Annotated in this window: 21 protein-coding genes; 17 read left to right on the forward strand and 4 right to left on the reverse strand. The window is 36.0% G+C overall.

Going from position 1 to position 25195, the window contains the following annotated elements; genetic code table 11:
• The first annotated feature begins 150 nt into the window (after positions 1–150).
• A complete protein-coding gene (locus tag AC4BBX_RS12570) occupies positions 151–351 on the forward strand; it encodes a cold-shock protein (RefSeq protein WP_490454157.1) in 201 nt (66 codons plus the stop codon).
• A gap of 809 nt (positions 352–1160) precedes the next feature.
• Here AC4BBX_RS12570 and rnjA read toward each other — a convergent pair.
• Both rnjA and AC4BBX_RS12580 read right to left on the reverse strand, forming a co-directional pair.
• Positions 1161–2840, reverse strand: coding sequence for a ribonuclease J1 (gene rnjA / locus AC4BBX_RS12575; RefSeq protein WP_490454158.1), 1680 nt, complete (start codon positions 2838–2840; stop codon positions 1161–1163).
• A 1-nt stretch (position 2841) separates the two neighbouring features.
• Positions 2842–3054 carry a DNA-directed RNA polymerase subunit epsilon gene (locus AC4BBX_RS12580; protein WP_490454159.1) on the reverse strand — a complete coding sequence of 71 codons (213 nt, stop codon included), beginning with the start codon at positions 3052–3054 and terminating at the stop codon, positions 2842–2844.
• A 592-nt stretch (positions 3055–3646) separates the two neighbouring features.
• On the opposite strand from AC4BBX_RS12580, the gene AC4BBX_RS12585 reads away from it, so the two are divergent.
• The 6 genes from AC4BBX_RS12585 to AC4BBX_RS12610 all read left to right on the forward strand — a co-directional run bounded on the left by AC4BBX_RS12585 (position 3647) and on the right by AC4BBX_RS12610 (position 11414).
• Positions 3647–4753, forward strand: a complete 1107-nt coding sequence (locus AC4BBX_RS12585; RefSeq protein ID WP_313628041.1) for an IS4 family transposase — start codon at positions 3647–3649, stop codon at positions 4751–4753.
• A gap of 459 nt (positions 4754–5212) precedes the next feature.
• On the forward strand, positions 5213–6946 hold the full coding sequence (locus tag AC4BBX_RS12590; RefSeq protein ID WP_490454160.1) for an ABC transporter ATP-binding protein: 1734 nt from the start codon (positions 5213–5215) through the stop codon (positions 6944–6946).
• Complete coding sequence (locus AC4BBX_RS12595) at positions 6943–8700, forward strand: ABC transporter ATP-binding protein (RefSeq protein WP_490454161.1); 1758 nt, start codon at positions 6943–6945, stop codon at positions 8698–8700. Before AC4BBX_RS12590 ends, AC4BBX_RS12595 begins: the two co-directional genes overlap by 4 nt.
• A 229-nt stretch (positions 8701–8929) precedes the next feature.
• A complete protein-coding gene (locus AC4BBX_RS12600) occupies positions 8930–9442 on the forward strand; it encodes a hypothetical protein (RefSeq protein ID WP_490454162.1) in 513 nt (170 codons plus the stop codon).
• 42 nt (positions 9443–9484) lie between these two features.
• On the forward strand, positions 9485–10021 hold the full coding sequence (locus tag AC4BBX_RS12605) for a hypothetical protein (protein WP_490454163.1): 537 nt from the start codon (positions 9485–9487) through the stop codon (positions 10019–10021).
• A gap of 97 nt (positions 10022–10118) precedes the next feature.
• Positions 10119–11414: a glycoside hydrolase family 73 protein gene (locus tag AC4BBX_RS12610; protein ID WP_490454164.1), complete on the forward strand. Its 1296-nt coding sequence runs from the start codon at positions 10119–10121 to the stop codon at positions 11412–11414.
• Between the two features lie 57 nt (positions 11415–11471).
• Here AC4BBX_RS12610 and clpP read toward each other — a convergent pair whose 3' ends face one another.
• Positions 11472–12053, reverse strand: a complete 582-nt coding sequence (gene clpP / locus AC4BBX_RS12615) for an ATP-dependent Clp endopeptidase proteolytic subunit ClpP (protein ID WP_490454165.1) — start codon at positions 12051–12053, stop codon at positions 11472–11474.
• Positions 12054–12283: 230 nt separating this feature from the next.
• Here clpP and AC4BBX_RS12620 point away from each other — a divergent pair, with 230 nt between their 5' ends.
• The 8 genes from AC4BBX_RS12620 (at position 12284) to AC4BBX_RS12655 (ending at position 21482) form a co-directional block, all read left to right on the forward strand.
• A complete protein-coding gene (locus AC4BBX_RS12620; RefSeq protein ID WP_490454166.1) occupies positions 12284–12802 on the forward strand; it encodes a hypothetical protein in 519 nt (172 codons plus the stop codon).
• Between the two features lie 197 nt (positions 12803–12999).
• Positions 13000–13725: a glycerophosphodiester phosphodiesterase gene (locus AC4BBX_RS12625; protein ID WP_490454167.1), complete on the forward strand. Its 726-nt coding sequence runs from the start codon at positions 13000–13002 to the stop codon at positions 13723–13725.
• 8 nt (positions 13726–13733) lie between these two features.
• The gene (gene miaA / locus AC4BBX_RS12630) at positions 13734–14654 is read left to right on the forward strand and encodes a tRNA (adenosine(37)-N6)-dimethylallyltransferase MiaA (RefSeq protein ID WP_490454168.1); all 921 of its coding nucleotides are present in this window, start codon (positions 13734–13736) and stop codon (positions 14652–14654) included.
• Entirely contained in the window at positions 14655–15890 is a 1236-nt protein-coding gene (hflX, locus tag AC4BBX_RS12635; RefSeq protein WP_490454169.1) for a GTPase HflX, read from the forward strand. It abuts the gene before it with no gap.
• A gap of 356 nt (positions 15891–16246) precedes the next feature.
• Positions 16247–16627: a MerR family transcriptional regulator gene (locus tag AC4BBX_RS12640; protein WP_490454170.1), complete on the forward strand. Its 381-nt coding sequence runs from the start codon at positions 16247–16249 to the stop codon at positions 16625–16627.
• Between the two features lie 42 nt (positions 16628–16669).
• Complete coding sequence (gene glnA, locus AC4BBX_RS12645; protein ID WP_490454171.1) at positions 16670–18010, forward strand: type I glutamate--ammonia ligase; 1341 nt, start codon at positions 16670–16672, stop codon at positions 18008–18010.
• 772 nt (positions 18011–18782) lie between these two features.
• Entirely contained in the window at positions 18783–20387 is a 1605-nt protein-coding gene (gene pyrG, locus AC4BBX_RS12650; RefSeq protein ID WP_490454172.1) for a CTP synthase, read from the forward strand.
• Between the two features lie 225 nt (positions 20388–20612).
• Entirely contained in the window at positions 20613–21482 is an 870-nt protein-coding gene (locus AC4BBX_RS12655; protein ID WP_490454173.1) for a class II fructose-bisphosphate aldolase, read from the forward strand.
• 63 nt (positions 21483–21545) lie between these two features.
• Here the strand turns inward: AC4BBX_RS12655 and AC4BBX_RS12660 are convergent, their stop codons facing one another.
• A complete protein-coding gene (locus tag AC4BBX_RS12660; RefSeq protein WP_490454174.1) occupies positions 21546–21923 on the reverse strand; it encodes a hypothetical protein in 378 nt (125 codons plus the stop codon).
• Between the two features lie 651 nt (positions 21924–22574).
• Between AC4BBX_RS12660 and murA the strand changes: the two genes are divergently transcribed.
• Positions 22575–23834: a UDP-N-acetylglucosamine 1-carboxyvinyltransferase gene (gene murA, locus AC4BBX_RS12665; protein WP_490454175.1), complete on the forward strand. Its 1260-nt coding sequence runs from the start codon at positions 22575–22577 to the stop codon at positions 23832–23834.
• A gap of 3 nt (positions 23835–23837) precedes the next feature.
• Positions 23838–25133, forward strand: coding sequence for a transcription termination factor Rho (gene rho / locus AC4BBX_RS12670; protein ID WP_490454176.1), 1296 nt, complete (start codon positions 23838–23840; stop codon positions 25131–25133).
• Positions 25134–25195 lie beyond the last annotated feature (62 nt).

The following is a 25195-nucleotide window of genomic DNA, read 5'->3' on the forward strand; positions in this document are numbered from 1 at the left end:
TAGAAGAACGCTTGCAAAAAAATAACAGCAAGTGTAAAATACACTTTGTAATCTTGTTTGAGCATAGATGTTGAAACAACTGTGACACCTCTATCGTTGGCGAGCAAAGTTACAATTATTTAAGTGCATCAGCACGAGGAGGTTCTTAAAATGGAACAAGGAACAGTAAAATGGTTTAACGCAGAAAAAGGTTTTGGTTTTATTTCACGTGAAGATGGAAGTGACGTATTCGTACACTTTTCAGCTATCCAAACTGACGGCTTCAAAACTTTAGAAGAAGGTCAAGCTGTATCATTTGATGTTGAGGATTCAGATCGTGGCCCACAAGCTACAAACGTTGTTAAAGCATAATAAACCAAAAAGCTGAAAGTGGTATTTCCACTTTTAGCTTTTTTATTGTATTAAAAAGTAAGAAACTAGCTGACGAATCGGTCCACTGTTCGAAAAAACGAAAAACTCGAACGGTGGCTGGTTCCACTGTTTGAAAAAACGAAAAACTCGAACGGTGGCTGGTTCCACTGTTTGAAAAAACGAAAAACTCGAACGGTGGCTGGTTCCACTGTTTGAAAAAACGAAAAACTCGAACGGTGGCTGGTTCCACTGTTTGAAAAAACGAAAAACTCGAACGGTGGCTGGTTCCACTGTTTGAAAAAACGAAAAACTCGAACGGTGGCTGGTTCCACTGTTCGAAAAAACGAAAAAATCAAACGGTGGCTGGTTCCACTGTTCGAAAAAACGAAAAAATCAAACGGTGGCTGGTTCCACTGTTCGAAAAAACGAAAAAATCAAACGGTGGCTGGTTCCACTGTTTAAAAAAATGAGAAACTCAAACGGTAGAATGGTCCACTGTTTAAAAAAAAGAAAAATTCAAACGGTGGCTGGTTCCACTGTTCGAAAAAACGAAAAAATCAAACGGTGGCTGGTTCCACTGTTCGAAAAAACGAAAAAATCAAACGGTGGCTGGTTCCACTGTTTAAAAAAATGAGAAACTCAAACGGTAGAATGGTCCACTGTTTAAAAAAAAGAAAAATTCAAACGGTGGCTGGTTCCACTGTTCGAAAGAACGAAAAACTCAAACGGTAGAATGGTCCACTGTTAGAAAAAAACAAAAAAACCGACAGAAGATGTCAAATTAGACACCGGCTGTCGGTTTTGATTCATTACTCTTCATCCAATGTCATAATCATGGATAAGATCATTGGGTGACGTTCAGTTTTTTCATATAAGAATGGTTGTAGTGCGGCAGACATTGCTTCGCGAAGTTTATATTCGCTACAGTCTGGTTGATACAAAGCTTCACGCAAAGCATGGAATAAAATACTTTGTCCTTCGCTAATCATTTCTCCAGACTCACGCATATACACAAAGCCACGAGAAAGAATATCTGGACCTGCTAAAATTTCTTTTTTCTCGATATCAATTGTTGCAACAGCCAATACCAGACCTTCTTCAGAAAGAATGCGACGATCTCGTAATACAACATTCCCAATATCACCAATTCCACTACCATCAACATAAACATCGCTAGCATTAAATTGACCGGCCATACGTGCTGAGTCAGGTGTTAGAGCTAACATGTCACCATTTTCCATGATAAAACAGTTTTCTCTAGGAACACCAGTATCTTGGGCAAGTTGTGTATGGATTTTTAACATTCTAAATTCACCATGCACAGGCATAAAGTATTTAGGTTTCATTAAACGCAACATTAATTTTTGTTCTTCTTGTCCACCGTGACCAGAAGTATGAATATTATTCAATTTACCATGAATGACTTCAGCACCAGCTTCTAATAACAAGTTAATTAGATGATTAACACTGGTTGTATTTCCAGGGATTGGTGAACTTGAAAAGATGACCGTATCATCTGGATGAACATGAATTTGGCGGTGAGTACCGTTGGCAATACGACTTAAGGCCGCCATTGGTTCCCCTTGAGAACCGGTACAAAGAATCATTGTTTCATTTGCCGGTAAACGATTAATTTCACTGGCGTCCACAAATGTTCCTGGTGGCACTTTAATGTAGCCTAATTTTTCTCCATTAACGATGGCATTTTCCATACTACGACCAAAGACAGCAATCTTTCGTCCAGTAGCTACAGCAGCATCTGCCGCTTGTTGTAAACGGAAAATATTGGAGGCAAAACTTGCAAAAATAATTCGACCTTCAATTTTTTCAAAAATTTTGACAATTGAAGCACCAATTGTTTTTTCTGATTTGGTAAAAGTAGGAATCTCCGCATTGGTACTATCAGATAAAAGACAAAGTACGCCTTCTTCACCAATTTTTGCCATTTTGTGCAGATTTGCTGGTTCGCCCACTGGAGTGAAATCAAATTTAAAGTCCCCCGTAGCAACAATATTCCCACAAGGCGTTTTAACAACAACACCTAAAGCATCAGGAATACTATGAGTCGTTCTAAAAAAGCTAACAGATGTTTTTCTAAAACGAATTACTGTGTCTTCATGAATTTCATGTAGTTCGGCATCTCGTAATAAACCATGCTCATCCAATTTGTTGGTAATCAAAGCAAGTGCTAATGGTCCAGCGTAAATTGGAATATTTGCTTGGCGAAGTAAATAAGGAATTCCACCGATATGATCCTCATGACCATGAGTGACAATTAGACCTTTTACTTTTTGGATATTTTGAACGATATAGCTATAATCAGAAATTACATAGTCAATCCCAAGAAGTTCATCTTCAGGGAATTTTATCCCTGCATCAATGATGATAATTTCATCTTGAAATTGTACCCCATAACAGTTTTTTCCGATTTCTCCTAATCCTCCAATACCGAAAACACCGGTTTCGTTGTTTTTAAGAGATACTTTCATTCTAAAACTCCGTTAATTGGAAATCAGTATTTTCTTTTTCATACTCAAGATGATTTCCCTCTAATGCGTAGACAAGTTCAATATTATATGGGGTATTGTCTTCGACTAATTGACGTGCAGCTACTTCACTTTCTGCTTCGATGTAAATAGATTGTGTTTGTTCTCTCTTTGGGTTACGTTCTTTTGTTTCTTGATAAAAAACTTTAAAAATCATGGTTCTATCTCCTTTGTCTGCGTCATGCAGATTATTAATTTTTTTGTTTGAATTTTGTGACACAACAAACTCGAGGTCAACGAAATCAGAGACCTGTACGGAAAAAGAGTTCCGCAAAATACTTTTTTTCAGACAAGGTGTGAGAAAAAAAGAGAAAGCCTGTCGTTGCTTTCCGAATGTTTAACCTGAAAATTCAACCGAGTGGATCTTCCTAGACAAAAAATATTGACTATTTAAAAGACCATTTTGTATTAGTTTATCACAGAAATCAGAATAAGTATAGAAACTAAGAAAGAAGAAAACGTTTCTAATTAACGAAAAATATTCCTATTTATAACTGGACAAGAAAACGAAACTTACAAGCCATCTGTTCGAAAAAGAGCAGTCATTGTGAGAGACCGACAAAATCTTTTGGCATTTTGTTTTGAAAGTTTCAGATTTCGCTAACTTTGGACTGTAAATAAAACAAAAAGTAACCTTTATTATTTTTCACTAGTGTTGCATTAAAATTATAACCTATTCCATGAAACAAAAAAATCCTTTATACTAGCACTTGGATGACTTATCCAAGACCAATAAAAAGGACCAAAGCATGGATAAGTATAAAACAAATTCTGCATTTAATAAATGGTTTTCTGCCATAAATTTAGAAAATCTTTCTGTTTACTCAAAAAAATTTGTTATTCACTACAATGCGTATCGTAAAAAGCTTTTTTTTGAATCCGTCTTGAAGCTTTTTCTCTACGGCATTAACGAAGAAAAAGAGAGCTTGCGTGACTTGAGCACGTCTCTTATCAACGAATCCCTTCAAGTTGAAACCGATGTGACAACCATTAGTCATTCCCAATTGTCTCGTGCCTTTAATGCCCTTGAACCCAAAATATTAGAGGAAATTTTCCAACAACTGTTAGAAAAAGTCCAACATCAAATCAAGCCAACTAAGCGAAATAGTCTGTATCTAATTGATTCCAGTACGTTTTCTCTGAGTCTCAATCGCCACAAATGGGCGACTTTTCGGAAAACCAAGTCAGGGATTAAATTGCACTTAAACTACTGTTATATGGATGATACTACGATGTATCCTACTGATTTTACCTTAACGAATGCTCGTGAACATGATGTCAATCAACTACCCTTGCTGGTGAACAAACCTGAAGCGACCTACGTTTTTGACCGTGGCTACTTAGATTTTGAAAAAATGGATCAGATGCATTGGGACGGCTATTTCTTCGTCACTCGGATCAAGAAAAATACCAACGTTCACGTGATAGACCCCCTGGAGAAATCGTCGGAAGCAGAAATTCTACGAGATGAGCTCGTTCGTTTAGGTTCTAAAACCTATCTGACCGCAAATTTCCGACTAGTTACTATTCAAGATAAAAGTGGACGTGAATTTCAATTTATTACCAATCGAATGGACGTCTCTTCAAAAGAGATTTCCGATATGTATCACGCTCGTTGGCAAATCGAATTGTTTTTCAAACACATCAAACAACACATGACCAGTAAAACGTTCTTTTCTCAAAGTGAAAAAGGCGTGCAGAGTCAGTTGATTTTAACCATGATTTCCGCTCTCCTTACGTTTCTCGTCAAATTGGAGACGAAAACGAAAAAATCGGTGTTCCAAATCAAACGTTTCTTTCGTTATTTACTATTTCGGCCCTTTGAATGTTGGGTTGAAAAGTTAATTCCCACCTGAGAAAGAGGAAAAATGGTTCGTTACTTTTGGTTTTCAGTTGAATAACAAGTAAAAAATTTTCTGGAAAAAGTCATCCTCTGCGTCAGCACAGTTTCTTTTGACCTATTTTCAGAAAACCGACTTTTCAGAATATTCTAAAATGTTTTTATGCAACACTAGTGATTATTTTTAAAACTAATAAGAACGTTTTTTTTAATGGGAGAGAATTATTTAAACAAAAAAAGAGTGTATTACCACTATAAAACCTTGGAAAATTAAAGAATGATGAAAAAATCCTGTAACTTTCAGAAAAAAGGTTCTGAAAGTTTTTTTAAATTTTTTCCTGTGCTATATTTAGATTAATTGAACAATTTGAGGGAGAACTTTTTTCGTTGAAATTTTGGGAGTAATTATAGAAAAAAAAGGTTTATGACTTAAATTTTTCGTTTTTTAAAATCTAATATATAAGGAGTGATTTTTTTGAAACTTATGTTTCGCTACGCAATTAGAAATAAAAAGTGGTTATTACTTAATTTCATTTGCGTGTTTGGTTTTATTTTAATCGAACTTGGCTTGCCGACACTATTGGCAAGAATGATTGATGTAGGGATTGTCAACAATGATCGTGAGTATGTTACTAGAATTGGTTTAGCGATGGTTGGAATTGTCGTTGTCGGAATTATTATGAATATTTTCCTTGGCTACTTTACCACACGAATTACTTCAAAAATGACAGCGGATATTCGTGATGATTTGTTTGAAAAAGTTCAAGGTTATTCTCATAATGAATACGAACAAATTGGTGTATCGTCTTTAATTACGCGTGTAACCAATGACGCGTATCAAATTATGTTGTTTATGCAAAATATCTTACGAACTGGTTTTATGGCACCGTTAATGTTTGGGACTAGTTTGTATATGGTTTTTCGTTCTAGTACCTCATTAGGTTTTTATGTACTAGGTGCGTTACCATTCCTATTACTAGGAGTCATTTGGATTGCTCGAACTTCTGAACCATTGTCTAAAAAGCAACAAAATAATTTAGATAAAATCAATGCCATTCTACGTGAAAATTTATCTGGATTGCGTGTTGTTCGCGCTTTTGTTAATGAAAAATTTGAAGAAGCTCGTTTTGACAAAGTGAATGAAAAATATACAACAAGCTCGAAAAAGCTATTTCGTTTAATGTCGATGGCAATGCCGGCCTTTTTCTTTTTGTTTAATATCGTTATGATGTTAATTATTTGGACAGGTAGTGTACAAATTGACAATGGAGAACTACAAGTAGGTAGTTTAATTGCCTTTATTGAGTACATTTTCCATGCATTGTTCTCGTTCTTAATGTTTTCTACTGTATTTATGATGTATCCTCGTGCAGCTGTTTCAGCTAATCGTATTCAAGAAGCTTTTGATATTGAGCCACTAATTAAAGATGTACCAGATGGTGTGACAGAAACTACAACAAAAGGTTTTATCGAATTTAAGAATGTAACCTTTGCTTATCCTGGTCCTTCTCAAACGCCAGTTATCCGCGATGTTAGCTTTACTGCTCAACCAGGTGAAACAGTAGCATTTATTGGAAGTACTGGTAGTGGGAAATCAACCTTAATTCAATTGATTCCACGCTTTTTTGACGTAAGTCATGGAGAAGTATTGATTGATGGTGTGGATGTTCGTGAGTATCAATTAGATGCTTTGCGCAATAAAATTGGTTTTATTCCTCAAAAAGCGTTATTGTTTACTGGCTCGATTGCTGAAAACTTACGCTACGGAAAAGAAGATGCCAATTATCAAGATATGGATCGAGCAATTGATATTGCCCAAGCGGCAGAATTTATTTCTCGCTTGCCTGAAGGGTATGATACTCCTGTCTCAGAAGGTGGAAGCAACTTCTCAGGTGGACAACGTCAACGTTTGGCTATTGCTCGTGCGGTCATTCGTGAACCAGAAATCTTTATTTTTGACGATAGTTTCTCCGCACTGGATTATGCTACAGATGCTAATTTACGTGCGCGTCTAAAAGAAGAAACAAAAGAATCAACGACGCTAATTGTTGCTCAACGTGTAGGAACAATTATGGATGCAGATAAAATTATTGTTTTAAATGAAGGGGATGTTGTGGGCATAGGTACCCACAGAGAGTTACTTGAAAACTGTTCGATTTATTATGATATTGCTGCATCACAATTATCAGAGGAGGAATTAGCCAAATGAAATCTATCAATTCATTAAAACGTATTTTTCGTTACATTAAGCCATACAAGATTGCTTTTGGGCTAGTTCTTTTCTTTACAGTTGCTACGGTGGTTTTTAATGTGGCAATGCCTTATGTAACAGGTCTACCTACGACTGAAATTGCTCGAAATGTGGCTGCAGGAGAAAGAATTAATTTTTCTTATATCAAAACGACATTAGTTTGGATTTTTATCGTTGGTTTAGGCTATGCAACCTCACAATTAACTTCAGGTATTTTGATTACAAATGTGGTTCAATCAGCGATGCGTGACTTGCGTCAAGATATTGATAAGAAAATTAATCGTTTGCCAGTCTCTTATTTTGATACTCATCAACAAGGAGATGTTTTATCTCGTGTAACTAATGACGTGGATGTATTAAGTGGAGCGATGCAACAAGCTTTAATCGGTATTGTAAATGCGATTTTAAGTATTATTATGGCAGTCTTCATGATGTTCTACATCAATACTCGCATGGCATTGTTGGCGATTATTATGATTCCAGCAGCGATTTTAATTTCACGTTATGTCGTAGCGAAATCACAAAAATATTTTACTAGCATGCAAGAATCTTTGGGAAGTTTAAATGGCTTTGCCCAAGAAAATATGACTGGTTTTAGTGTGTTAAAAGTGTATGGTCGTGAAAAACAAACCTTGGAAAACTTTAAAGTGGTTAACCATGAATTGCAACATTATGGTACAAGAGCTCAATTTATTTCAGGTTTGATGATGCCACTAGTTCAAATGACTGCGTATCTAGCTTATATCGTGATTGCGATTCTAGGAAGCTTTTATGTTATGGGTGGGGTAATTGTTGTTGGACAATTACAAGCCTTTATTCAATATATTTGGCAAGTGAGTCAACCGTTAGGAAATATTACTCAATTGTCTGCGTTATTGCAAAGTGCGTCTGCCGCATCTGTTCGTGTCTTTGAAATTTTGGATGAAACGGAAGAGAAAACGGATGATTATAACATTCCAGTACCTGAAAAAGTAGAAGGAAATGTTGAATTTGATAACGTAAGTTTCTCTTATAGTCCAGACAAACCATTAATTCAAGATTTAAACTTCTCGGTTAAAGCTGGACAAACGGTGGCAGTAGTTGGTCCAACAGGTGCAGGTAAAACAACGTTAATTAACTTGTTGATGCGTTTTTACGATGTCAATCAAGGAGCAATTAAAATTGATGGCATTGATACGAAAAAAATGACCCGTAGTGATGTCCGTTCGTTGTTTGGAATGGTATTACAAGATGCTTGGTTGTATGAAGGAAGTATTGCAGACAATATTCGTTTTGGTAAATTAGGTGCAACCGATTATGAAGTAGTGGATGCAGCTAAAACAGCAAATGTGGATCACTTTATCCGTACCATGCCTGAAGGCTACGAAATGGAAATTAATTCTGAAGGAGACAATGTTTCTCTTGGACAAAAACAATTAATGACTATTGCTCGTGCCGTCATCTCAGATCCGAAAATTCTTATTTTAGATGAAGCAACAAGTTCAGTGGATACTCGTTTAGAAGCATTGATTCAAAAAGCCATGGATAAAGTCATGGAAGGCCGAACTAGCTTTGTAATTGCTCATCGCCTATCAACGATTCGTGATGCAGATTTAATTTTAGTTATGGATCAAGGGTCAATTATCGAACAAGGAAACCATGAAACATTGTTAGCTAAAGGCGGATTTTACGCGAATTTATATAATAGTCAGTTTTCTGAAGAAGCTGAGTAGAAAAAAAGTTCCTCACAGGATAAGCATCTTGTGAGGATTTTTTTTTTTGAAAAATAAGCTGTGTTTTTCTTAAGTGTGAGATAATCAGTTTTTCTGTCTGAAAATAACGTACTGTACATTTTTTTTGAACAAAAAGATAGAAAATTATCAAAAACAACCGATAAATAGTAAGTAAAGGATATAAATTTTCTTTATTAGTAAAGAATATAAACTGAAAGGAGGAGAAGAGATGGATCCAGAAATGACAGCATCTGAAAACACTATAGATATACATAGCCACTTGGCGAATATCGGTATTGACACATTCGATTATCGCTTACCACAAGAAGAGGAAAAAAATGCCCAGAGACGTAAGTTATTTGAAAACGAAAATTGGTTTAATCAGGGATTAGACTTACACTTTAAACAAGAAACATTAAGCACATATGGTTACTATAATAAACAACTATATATTCCATTTGGAAACAAACTATATTTGTGGGATATTGAAACAAAAAAGGAAGCAGTATTTGCTGAAGTTTCCGAGGAGCTACTTTTTGAAAATCCTTTAGAGGTTTTGATAAACAAAGTAATGGTCAACGAAAAATTTGTTGTTCTATTTTTACGAGATGCTAGAAATACGTTACTAGTTTTTAATCACGAAAAAGAATATCTTTATGAATATCATTTAATTAAATCAGAAGAATTGTTTATCCCTGCGATAGCTCTTTATGATCATTTTATCTATTTTGTAAAACCCTAAAAAAATGAAGAGGGTAACTCAAAAAGCAAAGGACGACCACGTATGAGCAGTAAATCTTTTGCGATTATTCGATTTGATTTAAATACAGGAGAATTCAAGATGATTTTTTCAAATCCGGAATTTTCTTTGCCACATAGTTACAGTGACTATTATTTGAGTCCCTTCAGTTATTACGATCGTTTTACCTACCTAAGAAAAAATCTATTAAATTTTTTTGTGAATGATCGTTATCTGTTATTTGAAGCGGATGTTCGACAATATTTAAAAGTAGATGTCGATGCGACCCATTATTTGACTTCTTTTTCTAAAGGAATGGGCTATTATTTTGTAGATTTACAAAATTCAGAGGCAACGTTATTAAATCCAATAAAAACACAAGGTCCCTATAAAAACGTGGTGAAAGCCAGTAATTTAGTTGCAGATAAATTATTACGGACAATGAATGATCAGAGTGAAATTTACGATTTAAAAGAATTGATCAAGGATGACCTATTCTCAGTCGAAGAGCCTAAAGAGGTAGAAATTAGCACCTATCATTTTCAAATTAATCAACGTTCTTCTTTTATTTGGTATGATTAAGTAAATTTCTGGTTTTCTTTTGCCTGTGTTTCATGTAAAGTGTAGACAGAGTGCAAGTTAGAAAGGAATAGTTAATTTGTATAAACGATGGCTAAAAATGACTATCATTTTTTTGATGGGAATGGGAATAATATTTGGAGAGCAATTCTTTCATGAAGAATTTAGGATATATCCTGTTTTGGCAGAAGAAATTCCAACGAAATATGTCAGTATTTCAAAACGAAATTTTACCCTTTACCAAGATTATGGAAAAACGATGATTAAAGATTCACCAGTTGAATTAAATCAAACATTTCGTGTAGAAGAAGAACAAACAAAAGGGATTATGACTTACTTGGCATTGTATGATACTAGTGGATTTGTGGGATATATAGATCAATCAAGCGTTACAGAGGCCGATGGGGCAGAAGGAATTGCTCGATCCATTAGGCGTTACGTCAAAGTAATCGAAAATAGAGAATTATACCAAGATTTTTCTTGGGACTTTGACCAAGAGACAGAGGCGTTAATTGATCGTACTTTTCGTGCAAAAGCGATGTACCATCATTATAATGGAGATATTTATTATGAATTGTATGACGAGCAAGATGAGTGGGTTGGTTATGTTGAAGAATCAGCGTTAGAAAAAAGTGACCGTAAATCTTTTTTACAATCGAATAGTGAAGATGAGAAAGCAGCTACAAATGAATCAGAAGACGAATCAGAAACGGATGTAGAAGCTGAACAAAAAACCGTTTCTGATGTAGTCGTAGATGTTAGTAGTGGAACCATGTCAGGTGATGTCGATGCTGTACAAAATCCAGATAAACATTTTATTGCTGGTCCCAATAGTGGTGGCAGTGCTAGAGTACAACGAAATCAAAGTGCAGCTATTCGACAAGCAGCCAGCATCCAACGAACGGCTAGAGCAACATGGACTAATAACGAAACCTTTATCGAAGAAATTGCTCCAGCAGCCCAAGATTTGGCCAATGAATATGGGCTATATGCCTCGGTGATGATTGCCCAAGCCGCTTTGGAATCTGGTTATGGAGATAGTCAATTAGCGAGAGAAGCCAATAATTTATTTGGTATCAAATATTCAAGATCAGACAGTAGTAGATTTGAAGCCTATGAGATTCCTTCAGATGAATTTGTTAATGGGGTAAGGGTCACTTTACCAGCAACTTTTAGAAAATATGCGACAGTTTCGGATTCTTTATTAGACAATGCAAAATTGTTGGCAAATGGCTTGAGTGGCAATGCTGATTTTTACAAAGGCTCTTGGCGAGTGAATGCAGCTTCTTATCAAGAGGCCACAAGAGCATTGACTGGCAAATATGCGACTGATCCAGAGTATGATGCAAAATTAAATCGTGTAATAGAAAATTGGGATTTAACTCAATATGATTGAGTGATTGCAAATGAGTGTAAAAAAAGCAAACGGACTATCAGCCGTTTGCTTTTTTTATTATCTGTTTGTCATTACTTCGTCGATTAAACCATATTCTTTAGCTTCTTCTGCAGACATAAAGTTATCACGGTCAGTATCTTTTTCGATGACTTCAAGTGGTTGACCTGTACGTTCTGCTAAGATTTTATTTAAGCGGTCACGTGTTTTTAAAATGTGACGAGCTGCAATCTCAATTTCAGTCGCTTGTCCTTGAGCCCCGCCTAATGGTTGGTGAATCATGATTTCTGCATTTGGTAAAGCAAATCGTTTGCCTTTTGTACCAGCAGTTAGCAAGAAACTTCCCATTGAAGCAGCCATACCCATTACGATTGTTTGAACATCTGCTTTAACAAAGTTCATTGTATCGTAAATAGCTAAACCAGCAGTAACACTACCACCAGGAGAATTGATATAGATGTAGATATCTTTCTCTGAGTCTTGGGCATCCAAGAATAGTAATTGTGAGATGATTGAGTTTGCCAAGTCGTCTGTTACTTGTCCACTCAACATAATGATACGATCTTTTAATAAGCGAGAGTAAATATCATACGCTCTTTCTCCACGAGATGATTGTTCGATAACTGTAGGAATTAAATTCATCTAAGGATCCTCCTTTAATTTGAAAAAGTTGATAAAGTAATGGGATAATTCCCATACAAAACTTTTATCTATTAGTAATTATACATACAAGGTCAATAAAGGTCAAATAGTAAATCTTCCCTCAAGCAAACAAAAATATGATAAAATATGAGAGATAATTATTTTACCATATAAAATCAGCTACATAGCATAATTAGCTATTTATAAAAAGACATAAAGGAGTGCTATTCGTGGATTATTTTTTATTAGGAATTTTAGGTGTCATCGTGGGGGCTTTAATCACCACTGCAGCCTTTGAATTGCGTATTCGTTATGATGAACGCAAAGAGGTTAAGCAAAGAACCTTAGAACATAAAGTAAAAGAAATCGAAACTTTAGTTATGTTAAATAAAAAAATTATCGAAATTTTAGAAAAACGCATTATTATGATGGATAAATATATCAGCTTTGATGCTTTTGATGATTGTTATATCACTGTCGATGACTATATTTACTTACAGTCATTTGCTGCACAAAATAGTTTTTATTTGCCCAATCATTTTTTAGAAGAATTTTTCAAAAAGATTTCGACTCGTCGTGTGGTTCTGTCACCTGAGGAAGTTATGGCAATTGGTGGTTATACCTTTAAAGGTGGTCGTATGATTATGGAACAGCTTTCCGATCAGTTACTTGAAATGATTTATGAACGCAAAGTCCAAATGCAAAAAATGTCTTCTGAATCAATCAGTTATTTTTCTAAACCTTTATAAATCAGAGGCAATAAAATTTCAAATCCAATTGTCCGAAAAAAGTTGGATAGACAAACATTATTTAGTCAGTAAAAATAGCCAAAGGAGTTTGAATTTTAAACTTGTTTGGCTATTTTTTTGTATCAATCGTAATCGCTTGTCTTTTTTTGGCAAGCTAAGTGTTACGTGATACAATGTGAATGATTGGAGTGAGTTTTATGCAAATTTTTGCCCATCGAGGAAGTAGTGGCACTAAACCAGAAAATACCTTGCCAGCTTTTGCGGAAGCCGTTCGTGTGGGAGCAGATGGTATTGAACTGGACGTGCAATTAACCAAAGATCACCAATTAATTGTGATGCATGACGAAGAGGTCAATCGAACAACGAATGGAAAAGGTGCGATTGCAGATAAGACCTTAGTTGAAATGAAAGAATTGAATGCAGGTAGTTGGTTTGATAAGGAATATGCTTCTACGAAAGTACCAACCTTAAAAGAAGTCTTAGATTTATTAGCTATTCGCAATTTTAGAGGGATGTTAGCTATTGAATTAAAAACAGATAAACATCCTTATCCAGGAATTGAAGGTTTGGTTTCTAAGTTGATGACTAGGCAAAAATGGCCATTTACTTATTCTTACAGTAGTTTTAATATGGAAACTTTGAAAAGAATTCATGAGATTGAACCAGAAACAAGAATTGAATATATTATGGGAACATCTGAAAAGAAACCTGCACTGGCATTGGAACATCCTTTCGTTAAAGGGATTCACCCGGATAAAAAATGGGTCTGGAAACATGAAGGTGAGGTAAAGAGTTTCCTATTAGATATTCGACCATGGACAGTAAACACGGAAGAGGAAGTGAAACGTTGTTTATCTTGTGGTGTTCAAGGGATTTTTACTGATTTTCCAGAGAAGAGTATTCAAATAAAAAGAGATAAATGAGGGATGAAATGAAGAAAGTCTTAGTTATTGTTGGACCGACTGCAGTTGGAAAAACAGCTTTGAGCATCGAATTAGCTCAAAAGTATCAGGGTGAAATCATCAGTGGTGATTCATTACAAGTCTATCGAGAACTAAATATCGGTACTGCAAAAGTAACGGAAGAAGAAAAAGCAGGCATTCCTCATTATCAAATAGATATTCGCGAAAAAAATGAAGACTATTCTGTTTCTGAGTTTCAAAAAGAAGCACGTCAATGGATTGAAGATATTCATCAACGTGGAAAGTTACCCATCGTTGTAGGAGGAACAGGCTTATATATTCAAGCGCTACTATATGATTATCAATTAGGTGGACCAGAAGAGGCTGACGATACAACAATCCGTGAGAAGTATCAACAAATTGCCGAAGAGCAGGGTAATCAAGCATTATGGGATTTATTAAAAGCAAGAGATTCTCTTGCAGCGGACAAAATTCATTTTAATAATCAACGAAAAGTCATTCGAGCTTTAGAAGTCTTAGAAAGAACGGGTGAAAGTATTGCCCAACCCAAGGAAGAACCACAAAAATTATACGATTACTTTTTAATAGGTTTAACTACAGATCGAGAACGATTGTATCAACGAATCAATCATCGGGTTGACTTGATGTTAGAGAATGGCTTGATTGAAGAAGCAAACTTATTAAAAAATTTCCCCGAAGTACAAGCAGCCCAAGGTATTGGCTACAAAGAATTTTTCCCTTACTTTAATGGGAATGCAAGTCTAGAAGAAGTTGCAGAAGAAATTAAACTACATTCAAGACGTTATGCCAAACGCCAGCTAACTTGGTTCCGTAATCGTATGTCTCCTTACTGGGTAGACTTAGTCGAACAACCAGAAACAATTTTTAATTTAGAAAGTGAAATTCAACAGTGGTTGGAGGAAAAATAGATGGAAAAAGAACGTGTCATTTTGGTTGGCGTAGAAACCGAAGATAATTTCAAACAATTTGAAGAATCAATGATTGAATTAAAAAGTTTGACCAAGACCGCTGAGGGAGAAGTTGTCTTTTCTTTAACTCAAAAACGTCCACAAATTGATCGACAAACGGTTGTCGGTAAAGGTAAGTTAGAGGAACTTGAACAACTAGCGGATGCCCATGAAGCAGATTTAGTCATTTTTAATCACGAGTTAACTCCCAGACAGAGTCAATTAATTGGCGAAGTTATTGGAGTTCCTGTGATTGACCGTGTTCAATTAATTTTAGATATTTTTGCGATGCGTGCCCGCTCAAGGGAAGGAAAGCTGCAAGTTGAGTTGGCGCAACTAGATTACTTGTTGCCACGTTTAGTTGGACAAGGGAAAAACATGTCTCGACTTGGTGGAGGAATTGGCACGAGAGGTCCTGGGGAAACCAAATTAGAGACCGATCGTCGTCACATTCGCAATAAAATGAACATCATCAAAAGAGAGCTAAAAGAAGTTGCGGCTCATAGAGAAAGAACAAGACAAAAACGTAAAGACAATCAAACTTTTCAAATTGGCTTGATTGGGTATACAAATGCTGGGAAGTCTACGATTTTGAATATTTTAACTAGTGCACAAACTTATGAACAAGATCAGTTATTTGCCACTTTAGATCCATTAACCAAAAAATGGCGTTTACCAGAAGGTTTTGAAGTCACAGTTACAGATACAGTTGGATTCATCCAAGATTTACCCACGCAGTTAATCGATGCCTTTCAATCAACCTTAGAAGAAAGTCAAGGAATGGATTTATTACTGCATGTGGTTGATGCAAGTGCCGAAAATCGTCAGCAGCAAGAAGAGACGGTTTTAAAATTAATGAATCAACTTGAATTAGGTCGTATCCCAATGCTAACAATCTATAATAAAGCAGATAAAATTAATCCAGAACAATTTGTACCAACGTTATTTCCTAGCGTCTTGATTTCAGCAAAAAGTTCGAAAGGCAAAGAAGAGTTAAACAAAGCGATTAAATTAGCGATTATGGAAGCTTTTGAACCTTATACTTTATCTTTAGAACAAGATGAAGGAAAATTATTGAATCGTTTAAAACGAGAAACTTTGATGGTCTCTACAGACTATGAAGAAGATAGTCAAACCTACTTAGTTAAAGGTTTTGCACCAACGAATTCTTACGCAATTCGTAGAATGGAAGAATAACAAAAATGGACAGTTGAAACAATGCAAGCGACTGTCCATTTTTATATATTCCAATAGAGAAAATAAGAGCATTTCACCAAAAAGAACTATCAGCACAAACACAATCTGTGATGTAATGTTGGAAGTAATCGTTTCTCATTTTTGTATTAACAAGAAATTTTTATGAGAAATGAAGGAGTTCCTAGTCCAAGTATCCTCTATGGTTTGCTAATTTAAAAAATGAAAATAATCCAGAATAAGTGAGAGAAAAGATATAAAACCATGGTGATGTTATATTTTATGACATATTTGGTTGACATCAAAATCAATGCTTGCTATATTTACACTAGATTGTCATCAGAAGGAGGAGAAGGACGATGCGAGAAAAGGAACTCCGACGATCAATGTCAGTTTTTCCAATTGGAACAGTAATGAAGTTGACAGATTTAAGTGCTCGCCAAATTCGTTATTATGAAGAACAAGATTTAATCCATCCTGAACGTAGTGAAGGAAACCGACGAATGTATTCTTTGAATGATATTGACACACTTTTAGAAATCAAAGATTATCTCTCCGATGGCTTAAATATGGCTGGAATTAAACGAGTCTATGAAATGAAGAAAAACGAAGCACATGCTGTAAAAGAGAAAAAACCTCTTACAGATAAAGATGTTCGACGTATTTTTTATGATGAGATTTTATCTCAAGGAGGATTAAATCCTCAATCACCATACCACAATAAGGGCCCAAGATTATAATCACAGCACTAGAGAAATGAAATAGGAAAAGGACGGGATAACATGCCAAGAGAAGATTACACTGCAGAACAAGTGAAACAGATTGCAACGGAAGAAAATGTACGCTTTTTACGTTTGATGTTTACAGACATTATGGGGACAATCAAAAATGTCGAAGTACCAATCAGCCAATTGGACAAAGTTCTTGAAAATAAGATGATGTTTGATGGATCCTCCATCGAAGGCTTTGTACGTATTGAAGAAAGTGATATGTACTTATATCCAGATTTATCAACCTGGATGATTTTCCCTTGGGAAACAGATCATGGAAGAGTCGCACGTCTTATTTGTGATGTTTACAATCCTGATGGAACACCTTTTGCAGGAGATCCTCGAGGTAATTTAAAACGTTCGTTAAATGCTATGCACGAATTAGGTTTTACTGATTTTAACTTAGGACCAGAGCCAGAGTTTTTCTTGTTTAAATTAGATGAAAACGGCGATATTACGAAAGACTTGAATGATAATGGAGGCTATTTTGACTTTGCTCCAACAGATTCTGGTGAAAATTGCCGTCGTGATATTGTATTAGAACTAGAAAGAATGGGCTTTGAAGTCGAAGCTTCTCATCATGAAACAGCACCTGGTCAACATGAAATCGATTTTAAATATGCTGGTGTGATTGAAGCCTGTGACAATATTCAAACATTTAAATTAGTGGTTAAAACGATTGCTCGTAAACATGGTTTACATGCAACCTTTATGCCAAAACCCTTGTTTGGAATTGCCGGTTCAGGTATGCACTGCAATATGTCTTTATTTAAAGGAGAAGAAAATGTCTTCTTTGATCCAGAAGGAGATATGCAACTAAGTACAACAGCGTATCAATTTTTAGCAGGTTTAATTGAACATGCACGTGCCTATACTGCTGTGTGTAATCCAACAGTAAATTCATACAAACGATTGATTCCAGGATTTGAAGCACCAGTTTATGTTGCTTGGTCTGGACATAATCGTTCGCCGTTGATTCGTGTTCCTGAGTCTCGTGGTTTATCTACTCGTTTAGAATTACGCTCAGTCGATCCGGCTGCTAATCCATATCTAACGATGGCAGTATTATTGGAAGCGGGCTTGGATGGTATTCGTAATGAAATGACGCCACCACCTGCTGTCGATCGTAATATTTATGTGATGACTGAAGAAGAACGCTTAGCCGCACATATCTATGATTTGCCGTCAACTCTTCACAATGCGATTAAACAATTACGCAAAGATCAAACGATGATTGACGCTTTAGGTGAACATATTTATGGAAACTTTGTAGAAGCGAAACGTATGGAATGGGCGTCTTATCGACAAAGCGTTTCAGAATGGGAACTAGATCAGTATTTAGAATTATATTAAAAAACAAGGCATCTTCAATTGTGTTTTAATTGAAGATGCCTTGAATTCTTGTTTGACTTTAAATAGTAACTGAATAGCATTACTATTCATACCAAACTTGACACTTCACTGCGAGAGAGGCTTGCTTAGGTCAGCCCGGAACCGCTCCAAGCCTGTAGTCTTGGAGCTTTCAAGCTTCACACGCACAGTAAGCCAATCAATTGGCAACTGTGCGTTGTTCACATTGAATTCTCGGCGTGGCGACAACGCAAGCCTCTCTCTTCGTTACGCTGAAGGTTGATTGATAAGCGGTATCTATTGAAATCATTTCTGTAATTATTTTTCATGTACGTAATCATCTATTTAACCTACGGAAATTTTGACATCTAACTAGCGTAACAAAACAACGAAAACAGCGCTGTCACCGTGAAAAGGAGTCAATGTGAACTACTGTCACTTAGCGCAGCGATTAGTGACAGTTTGAAGCTTGACAGACTGGAGACTACAGGCTCCAGTTGGTCCCACGGTCGACAAAAGCAGAATTCGTTGTGTAGTGTAGCGAAGGAATAAAAAAGATAACTGTCAATCGTATCAAATAAAAAGCTTCGTTTCTGAAAATTTTCAAAAATATTGACAAATGGAAGTAAAAAGTATAGTATCTTGTATGGGCACTCTTTAAAGAGGCATCAATTAGAATCTATGCTCCCTGTTTAACAACAACTTGTTGAATAGGGAGCTTTTTGTTTTTTTCTAGTTGTTTCTTCCGAAAAAAAGCGAAGGAGAGTTTTTATTTATGACAAAATATATTTTTGTAACAGGTGGGGTTGTTTCTTCTATAGGTAAAGGAATTGTTGCAGCTTCATTGGGACGTTTATTGAAAAATCGTGGATTAAAAGTGACAATTCAAAAATTCGATCCCTATATAAATGTCGATCCAGGCACAATGAGTCCATACCAGCATGGGGAAGTATTCGTAACGGATGATGGAGCAGAAACAGATTTAGACCTAGGACACTATGAACGATTTATTGATATTAACTTAAATAAATACTCAAATGTAACAACAGGAAAAATCTATTCAGAAGTTTTGCGTAAAGAGCGCAAAGGAGAATATTTAGGGGCAACTGTCCAAGTTATTCCTCATATTACGAATGAAATCAAAGAAAAAATTATGCGTGCAGCAACAACGACAGATGCAGATGTGATTATCACTGAAGTTGGTGGAACTGTAGGAGATATCGAATCTCTACCTTTCTTAGAAGCTTTGCGTCAAATGAAAGCTGATGTAGGAGCTGAAAATGTTCTTTATATTCATACGACGTTAATTCCATATTTAAAAGCAGCTGGAGAAATGAAAACTAAACCAACTCAACACAGTGTAAAAGAATTACGTAGTTTGGGGATTCAACCAAATATTTTAGTGGTACGCACAGAAGAACCTGTTTCTCAAAGTATCAAAGATAAATTAGCACAATTTTGTGATGTGAAACCTGAAGCAGTTATCGAATCATTAGATGTGGATACACTATATTCCATCCCATTAAATTTACAAAAACAAGGAATGGACGATATTGTCTGTGAACAACTACAAATCGATGCACCTGAAGCAGATATGACTGAATGGAAACAATTAGAGTCAACTGTACTAAACTTGAAGAAAACTGTTCGAATTGCACTTGTAGGGAAATACGTAGAGCTTCCAGATGCTTATCTATCTGTAGCTGAAGCGTTAAAACATGCAGGCTTCACAGATGATGCAGACATCGAAATTGATTGGGTGAAAGCCTCAGACATTACAGCCGAAACAGTCAACGAACGTTTGAAAGACGCAGATGGGATCTTAGTTCCCGGTGGATTTGGGGATCGTGGAGTTGAAGGAAAAATTGAAGCGATTCGTTATGCCCGTGAAAATGACGTGCCATTCTTGGGAATTTGCTTAGGAATGCAAATGGCTTGTGTGGAATTTGCTCGTAACGTTATTGGTTTGGAAGATGCACATTCAGCAGAAACAGTACCAAACACACCGCATAACATTATTGACTTAATGGCAGACCAAGAAAATATTGAAAATCTAGGTGGTACCCTACGTTTAGGCTTATATCCATGTAAATTAAAAGCAGATAGCAAAACGGCAGCCGCTTATAATAATCAAGAACAAATTGAAGAAAGACATCGTCACCGTTATGAATTTAACAATGATTATCGTGAACAATTTGAAGAACATGGTTTTGTTTTCTCAGGTGTTTCTCCAGATAATCGTTTAGTGGAAATTGTTGAATTACCAGAGAAAAAATTCTTTATTGGTTGCCAATTCCATCCAGAATTGATTTCAAGACCAAACCGTCCACAAAGTTTATTCCAAGGATTTGTGGATGCTGCTCTAGAAAACAAAAATTAATCCAATTTATTTTTGTTATTTTAACAGAGTAGTTTTGTAGGTTTAATCACATTCTTTCAATAAAATTCCTGTAAACAATAGATATAAAAACAAACAAGAATGTGTAAAAATAGTAGAATTACACAGAATTAGTAGATTAATAGTAGATTTTTTGCTAAAATAAAGTCGTTAGTTAAGGTCAATCTTAACAAATAAAGTTTTATTAAAACTTAGGAGGAAAATATTATGCCATTAGTATCAGGAACTGAAATCTTTAAAGCAGCCCGTAAAGAGGGATATGCTGTAGGTGCATACAACACAAACAACTTAGAATGGACTCAAGCGATTCTTGAATCTGCTCAAACTAAAAATGCTCCAGTATTAATCCAAACTTCTATGGGTGCTGCTAAATACATGGGTGGTTACAAACTAGTTGTAAACATGGTTAAAGATTTAATAGAATCAATGAACATTACTGTACCAGTAGTTCTACATTTAGATCATGGTTCATATGAAGATGCATTAAAATGTATCGAAGCTGGTTACACTTCAGTTATGTTTGACGGATCTCATTTACCATTTGAAGAAAACTTGCGTTTAGCTAAAGATGTTGTTGAAAAAGCTCACGCTAAAGGTGTTTCTGTAGAATGTGAAGTTGGATCAATTGGTGGAGAAGAAGACGGAATCATCGGTACTGGTGAATTAGCTGATATCGACGAATGTGTACAAATCGTTAATACTGGTATTGATTTCTTAGCATGTGGTATTGGTAACATCCACGGTGCTTACCCAGAAAACTGGACTGGATTAGCATTTGACCATTTACAAGCAATTGCTGAAGCAGTTGGTGAAGATGTACCATTAGTATTACATGGTGGTTCTGGTATTCCTCAAGAACAAATTGAAAAAGCTATTTCAATGGGTGTTTCTAAAATTAACGTTAATACTGAATTCCAAGTATCATTTGCTAAAGCAACTCGTGAATATATCGAAGCTGGCAAAGATTTAGAAGGAAAAGGTTTTGACCCTCGTCAATTATTAGCACCAGGTAAAGCTGCAATCATTAAAGATGCTATCGAGCATATCGAATGGTTTGGTTCAGCTGACAAAGCTTAATTAACAGAAATAAAAAATCTCTTGGAGTTAGCTCCGAGAGATTTTTTTTGCGATTTAAATAGTTTAAGCCAAAATCTGAATAGTTGAATAGGGAGGTAGATTATCAGGTTCAATAAAAAATTCAATATAAGTCTGATCAATGTACATAGAATGTTTTTCCGTGAATAAATAGGCTTCTTTAGCAGGCTCATTCATCAAATGGACTACATATTGATAGAGAAATTGTTCTTTTGTAAGGACCAATAAAAATTCAAGCCAAATTTTACCGTCTAATTTTTCAAGTAGAGAATTGTCCAATGGTTCGGTAGGTAAAATTTGAGTATGAATGAAATGATTTTTTCGTAATAATTTTTGCAATTTTTTTAATGCTTGTAGTGATTCTACTCGTAAGGAACAATAAATATCACCATTTCGTTCTCGTTCTTTTCGCCATCTAGACATAGTCAGCCTCCTTTTTTCTATCTTATAATAAAGAGTATAAGTCAAATCGCTTTTTATTTATAGTCAAACAAAGAAACTTGAAGCTTACGGAATAAAACTCCAAAAGCTCATTGGTCGTGTGAGACCGCCACGAGCCTCTTGCAGAGTCTCTTTGGCTGTTGACATTCAAACACTGACTAAGCGCTGATTGCACTAAGTCAGCGTAATTCATTCAGCTCTTTAAAAACACGACTAATGACTTTCTCCGTTTTATTCTTTCAGCATTTGTAAATGACATATCCATACCCCTACAATGGATACGAAAATCGATCAAAACTGGAAAGCCATCTGGAAGAAAAAGCAGACATCGTGAGTTAAAGATGAGGATGAATTACGTAGTGTTCAAAGTAGTTGATTACTACTTTCTTACACTGCGTTTGAACGCCGAAAGGTTTGAGACTCATAAGAGGCTCAGACCGGTCTCTCACAATGTCTGTTCTTTGCGGACAGATGGCTTGGAAGTTGTTCATTTTCTTGTTCAACTGTAAAACAGAAAATCAAGTGTTTTGTGAGTAATAAGAAGAAGGTTCTGGTCTTTTTTAATTGACACAATTATGGTAGAATGAAGGGTGATGTGTATATAAATATAAAAACAATTAGGTGAAAAAATAAATGAAAAAAATTGTCATTCGAGGAAACCGCCCTCTATCTGGTGAGGTAACGATTAGTGGCGCTAAGAACAGTGCAGTCGCATTGATTCCAGCAGCTATTTTGGCCGACTCCCCAGTTATCTTAGATGGAGTACCAGATATTCAAGACGTACATTCATTGATTGAAATTTTAGAAATTATGGGTGTAAAAACAAAATTTGCTAACAATACGCTAGAAATTGATCCTACTGATATTGTCTCTATTCCAATGCCAACAGGAAAAATTAATAGTTTGAGAGCCTCTTATTATTTTATGGGTGCGTTACTAGGAAAATTTGGAGAAGGTGTTGTTGGATTGCCAGGAGGATGCCATCTTGGTCCACGTCCAATCAATCTTCATGTCAAAGGATTTGAAGCGTTAGGTGCAGAAGTAACCAATGAACATGGAGCGATGTATCTTCGCACTCCGGAAGAAGGCTTAAAAGGGAACCGTATCTTTATGGATATGGTTTCAATTGGTGCAACGATCAACGTTCTTTTAGCTGCTGTCAAAGCAGAAGGACGTACAGTGATTGAAAATGCTGCCAGAGAACCAGAAATTATTGACGTAGCAACTTTACTAAACAATATGGGAGCTAATATTCGTGGAGCAGGAACCAATGAAATTCGTGTCGATGGCGTAAAAGAACTTCATGGTTGTCGCCATTCGATTATTCCTGACCGAATTGAAGCAGGTACGTATCTATCATTAGCAGCGGCTGTTGGTGAAGGAATTACAGTAAAAAATGTGATTTATGAACATCTTGATAGCTATATTTCAAAATTACAAGAAATTGGTGTCCACATGGATATTTCAGAAGATAGTATCTATGTCCATCCAGCTCAAGATTTAAAACCAGCAACCGTTAAAACCTATCCTTACCCAGGATTCGCGACAGATTTACAACAACCAATTACACCACTTTTATTAAAAGCACATGGAAGCTCTGAAGTTACGGATACGATTTATGCTCAACGTGTCAATCATATTCCAGAACTTGCTCGAATGGGAGCCAAAGCTTCTATCGAGGGCAACATGATGATTTTAGAAGGTCCTAATGAATTAGAAGGAGCGGAAGTGGAAGCGTCTGATTTACGAGCAGGAGCGTGTTTAGTGATTGCAGGTTTAATGGCTAAAGGAACGACAAAAGTAGGAAAAGTAGAACATATTCTACGAGGCTATGACCACATTATTGAAAAGTTAACAGCGTTAGGTGCAGATATTGAAATGATAGAGGAGTAATTTATGAGTGACTATTTAACTATGGCAGAGTTAAATCATAAAACATTAAAAGAGATTTATACTTATGCCAAAGAATTTAAAATCCCTTACTACAGCCAAATGAATAAAAAAGAATTATCATTGGCTGTTATTCGGGCGCAAGCAGAGAAACAAGGATTTTTCTACATGGAAGGTGTTTTAGACATCGTGGGACAGGACGGCTATGGTTTTTTACGTCCAATCAACTACGGACCAAGTGCAGAAGATATCTATATTTCCAACTCGCAAATTCGTCGATTTGGCTTACGAAATGGAGACAAAGTTGCCGGAAAAGCACGACCACCCAAAGAATCTGAACGTTATTATGGTTTGATGCATGTGGAAAGTGTGAATGGCAAAGATCCTGAAGAGGCCAAAGAACGTCCTCATTTTCCAGCACTAACACCACTTTATCCTAATAAACATATTCGATTGGAAACAACCAAAGGACGACTGTCTACTCGAATGATTGATATGTTTTCTCCAGTTGGTTTTGGTCAACGAGGATTAGTCGTTGCACCACCAAAAGCTGGAAAGACTAGCATATTAAAAGAGATTGCTAATGGTATTACGGAAAATCATCCTGACGTGGAATTAATTGTTCTTTTAATTGACGAACGTCCAGAAGAAGTAACTGATTTGGAACGCAGCGTCAAAGGCGATGTCGTTTCATCAACTTTTGATTTGCAACCAAGTAATCATACTCGAGTAGCGGAATTAGTTTTAGAACGTGCCATGCGTTTAGTTGAAGATAAGCGTGATGTAGTTATCCTAATGGACAGCATCACTCGTTTGGCTCGCGCCTATAACCTAGTTGTTCCTCCAAGTGGAAGAACGCTAAGTGGGGGGATTGATCCAGCTGCCCTGTACAAACCTAAAAAATTTTTTGGTGCTGCTAGAAATATTGAAGAAGGTGGTAGCCTAACTATATTGGCAACTGCTTTAGTTGATACAGGCAGTCGTATGGATGATGTCATTTATGAAGAATTCAAGGGTACAGGTAACATGGAGTTACAACTTTCTCGCAATCTTGCAGAACGACGTATATTCCCAGCTATCGACTTGAAGAAATCTAGCACTCGTAAAGAAGATTTATTAATGTCTCCTGAACAATTGGAAGAAACATGGCGCTTGCGTAATCATATGACTGGTGACTCTTTAGAATACACGGAACAGTTTATTCAGTTCTTAAAGAAAACCCAAAATAACGAAGCATTTATCGAAGCTTTTCATGATGTAACTTTTAATGAAAAAAGAACTAAAAGAAATGTAAAAAGATAATTGCATCTGATTTTAAATCATGGTAAGATAGTAACGTTGCAAACAAAAATAACTCTGATTCA

This window comes from Enterococcus sp. AMC1157 (genome assembly GCF_058216555.1).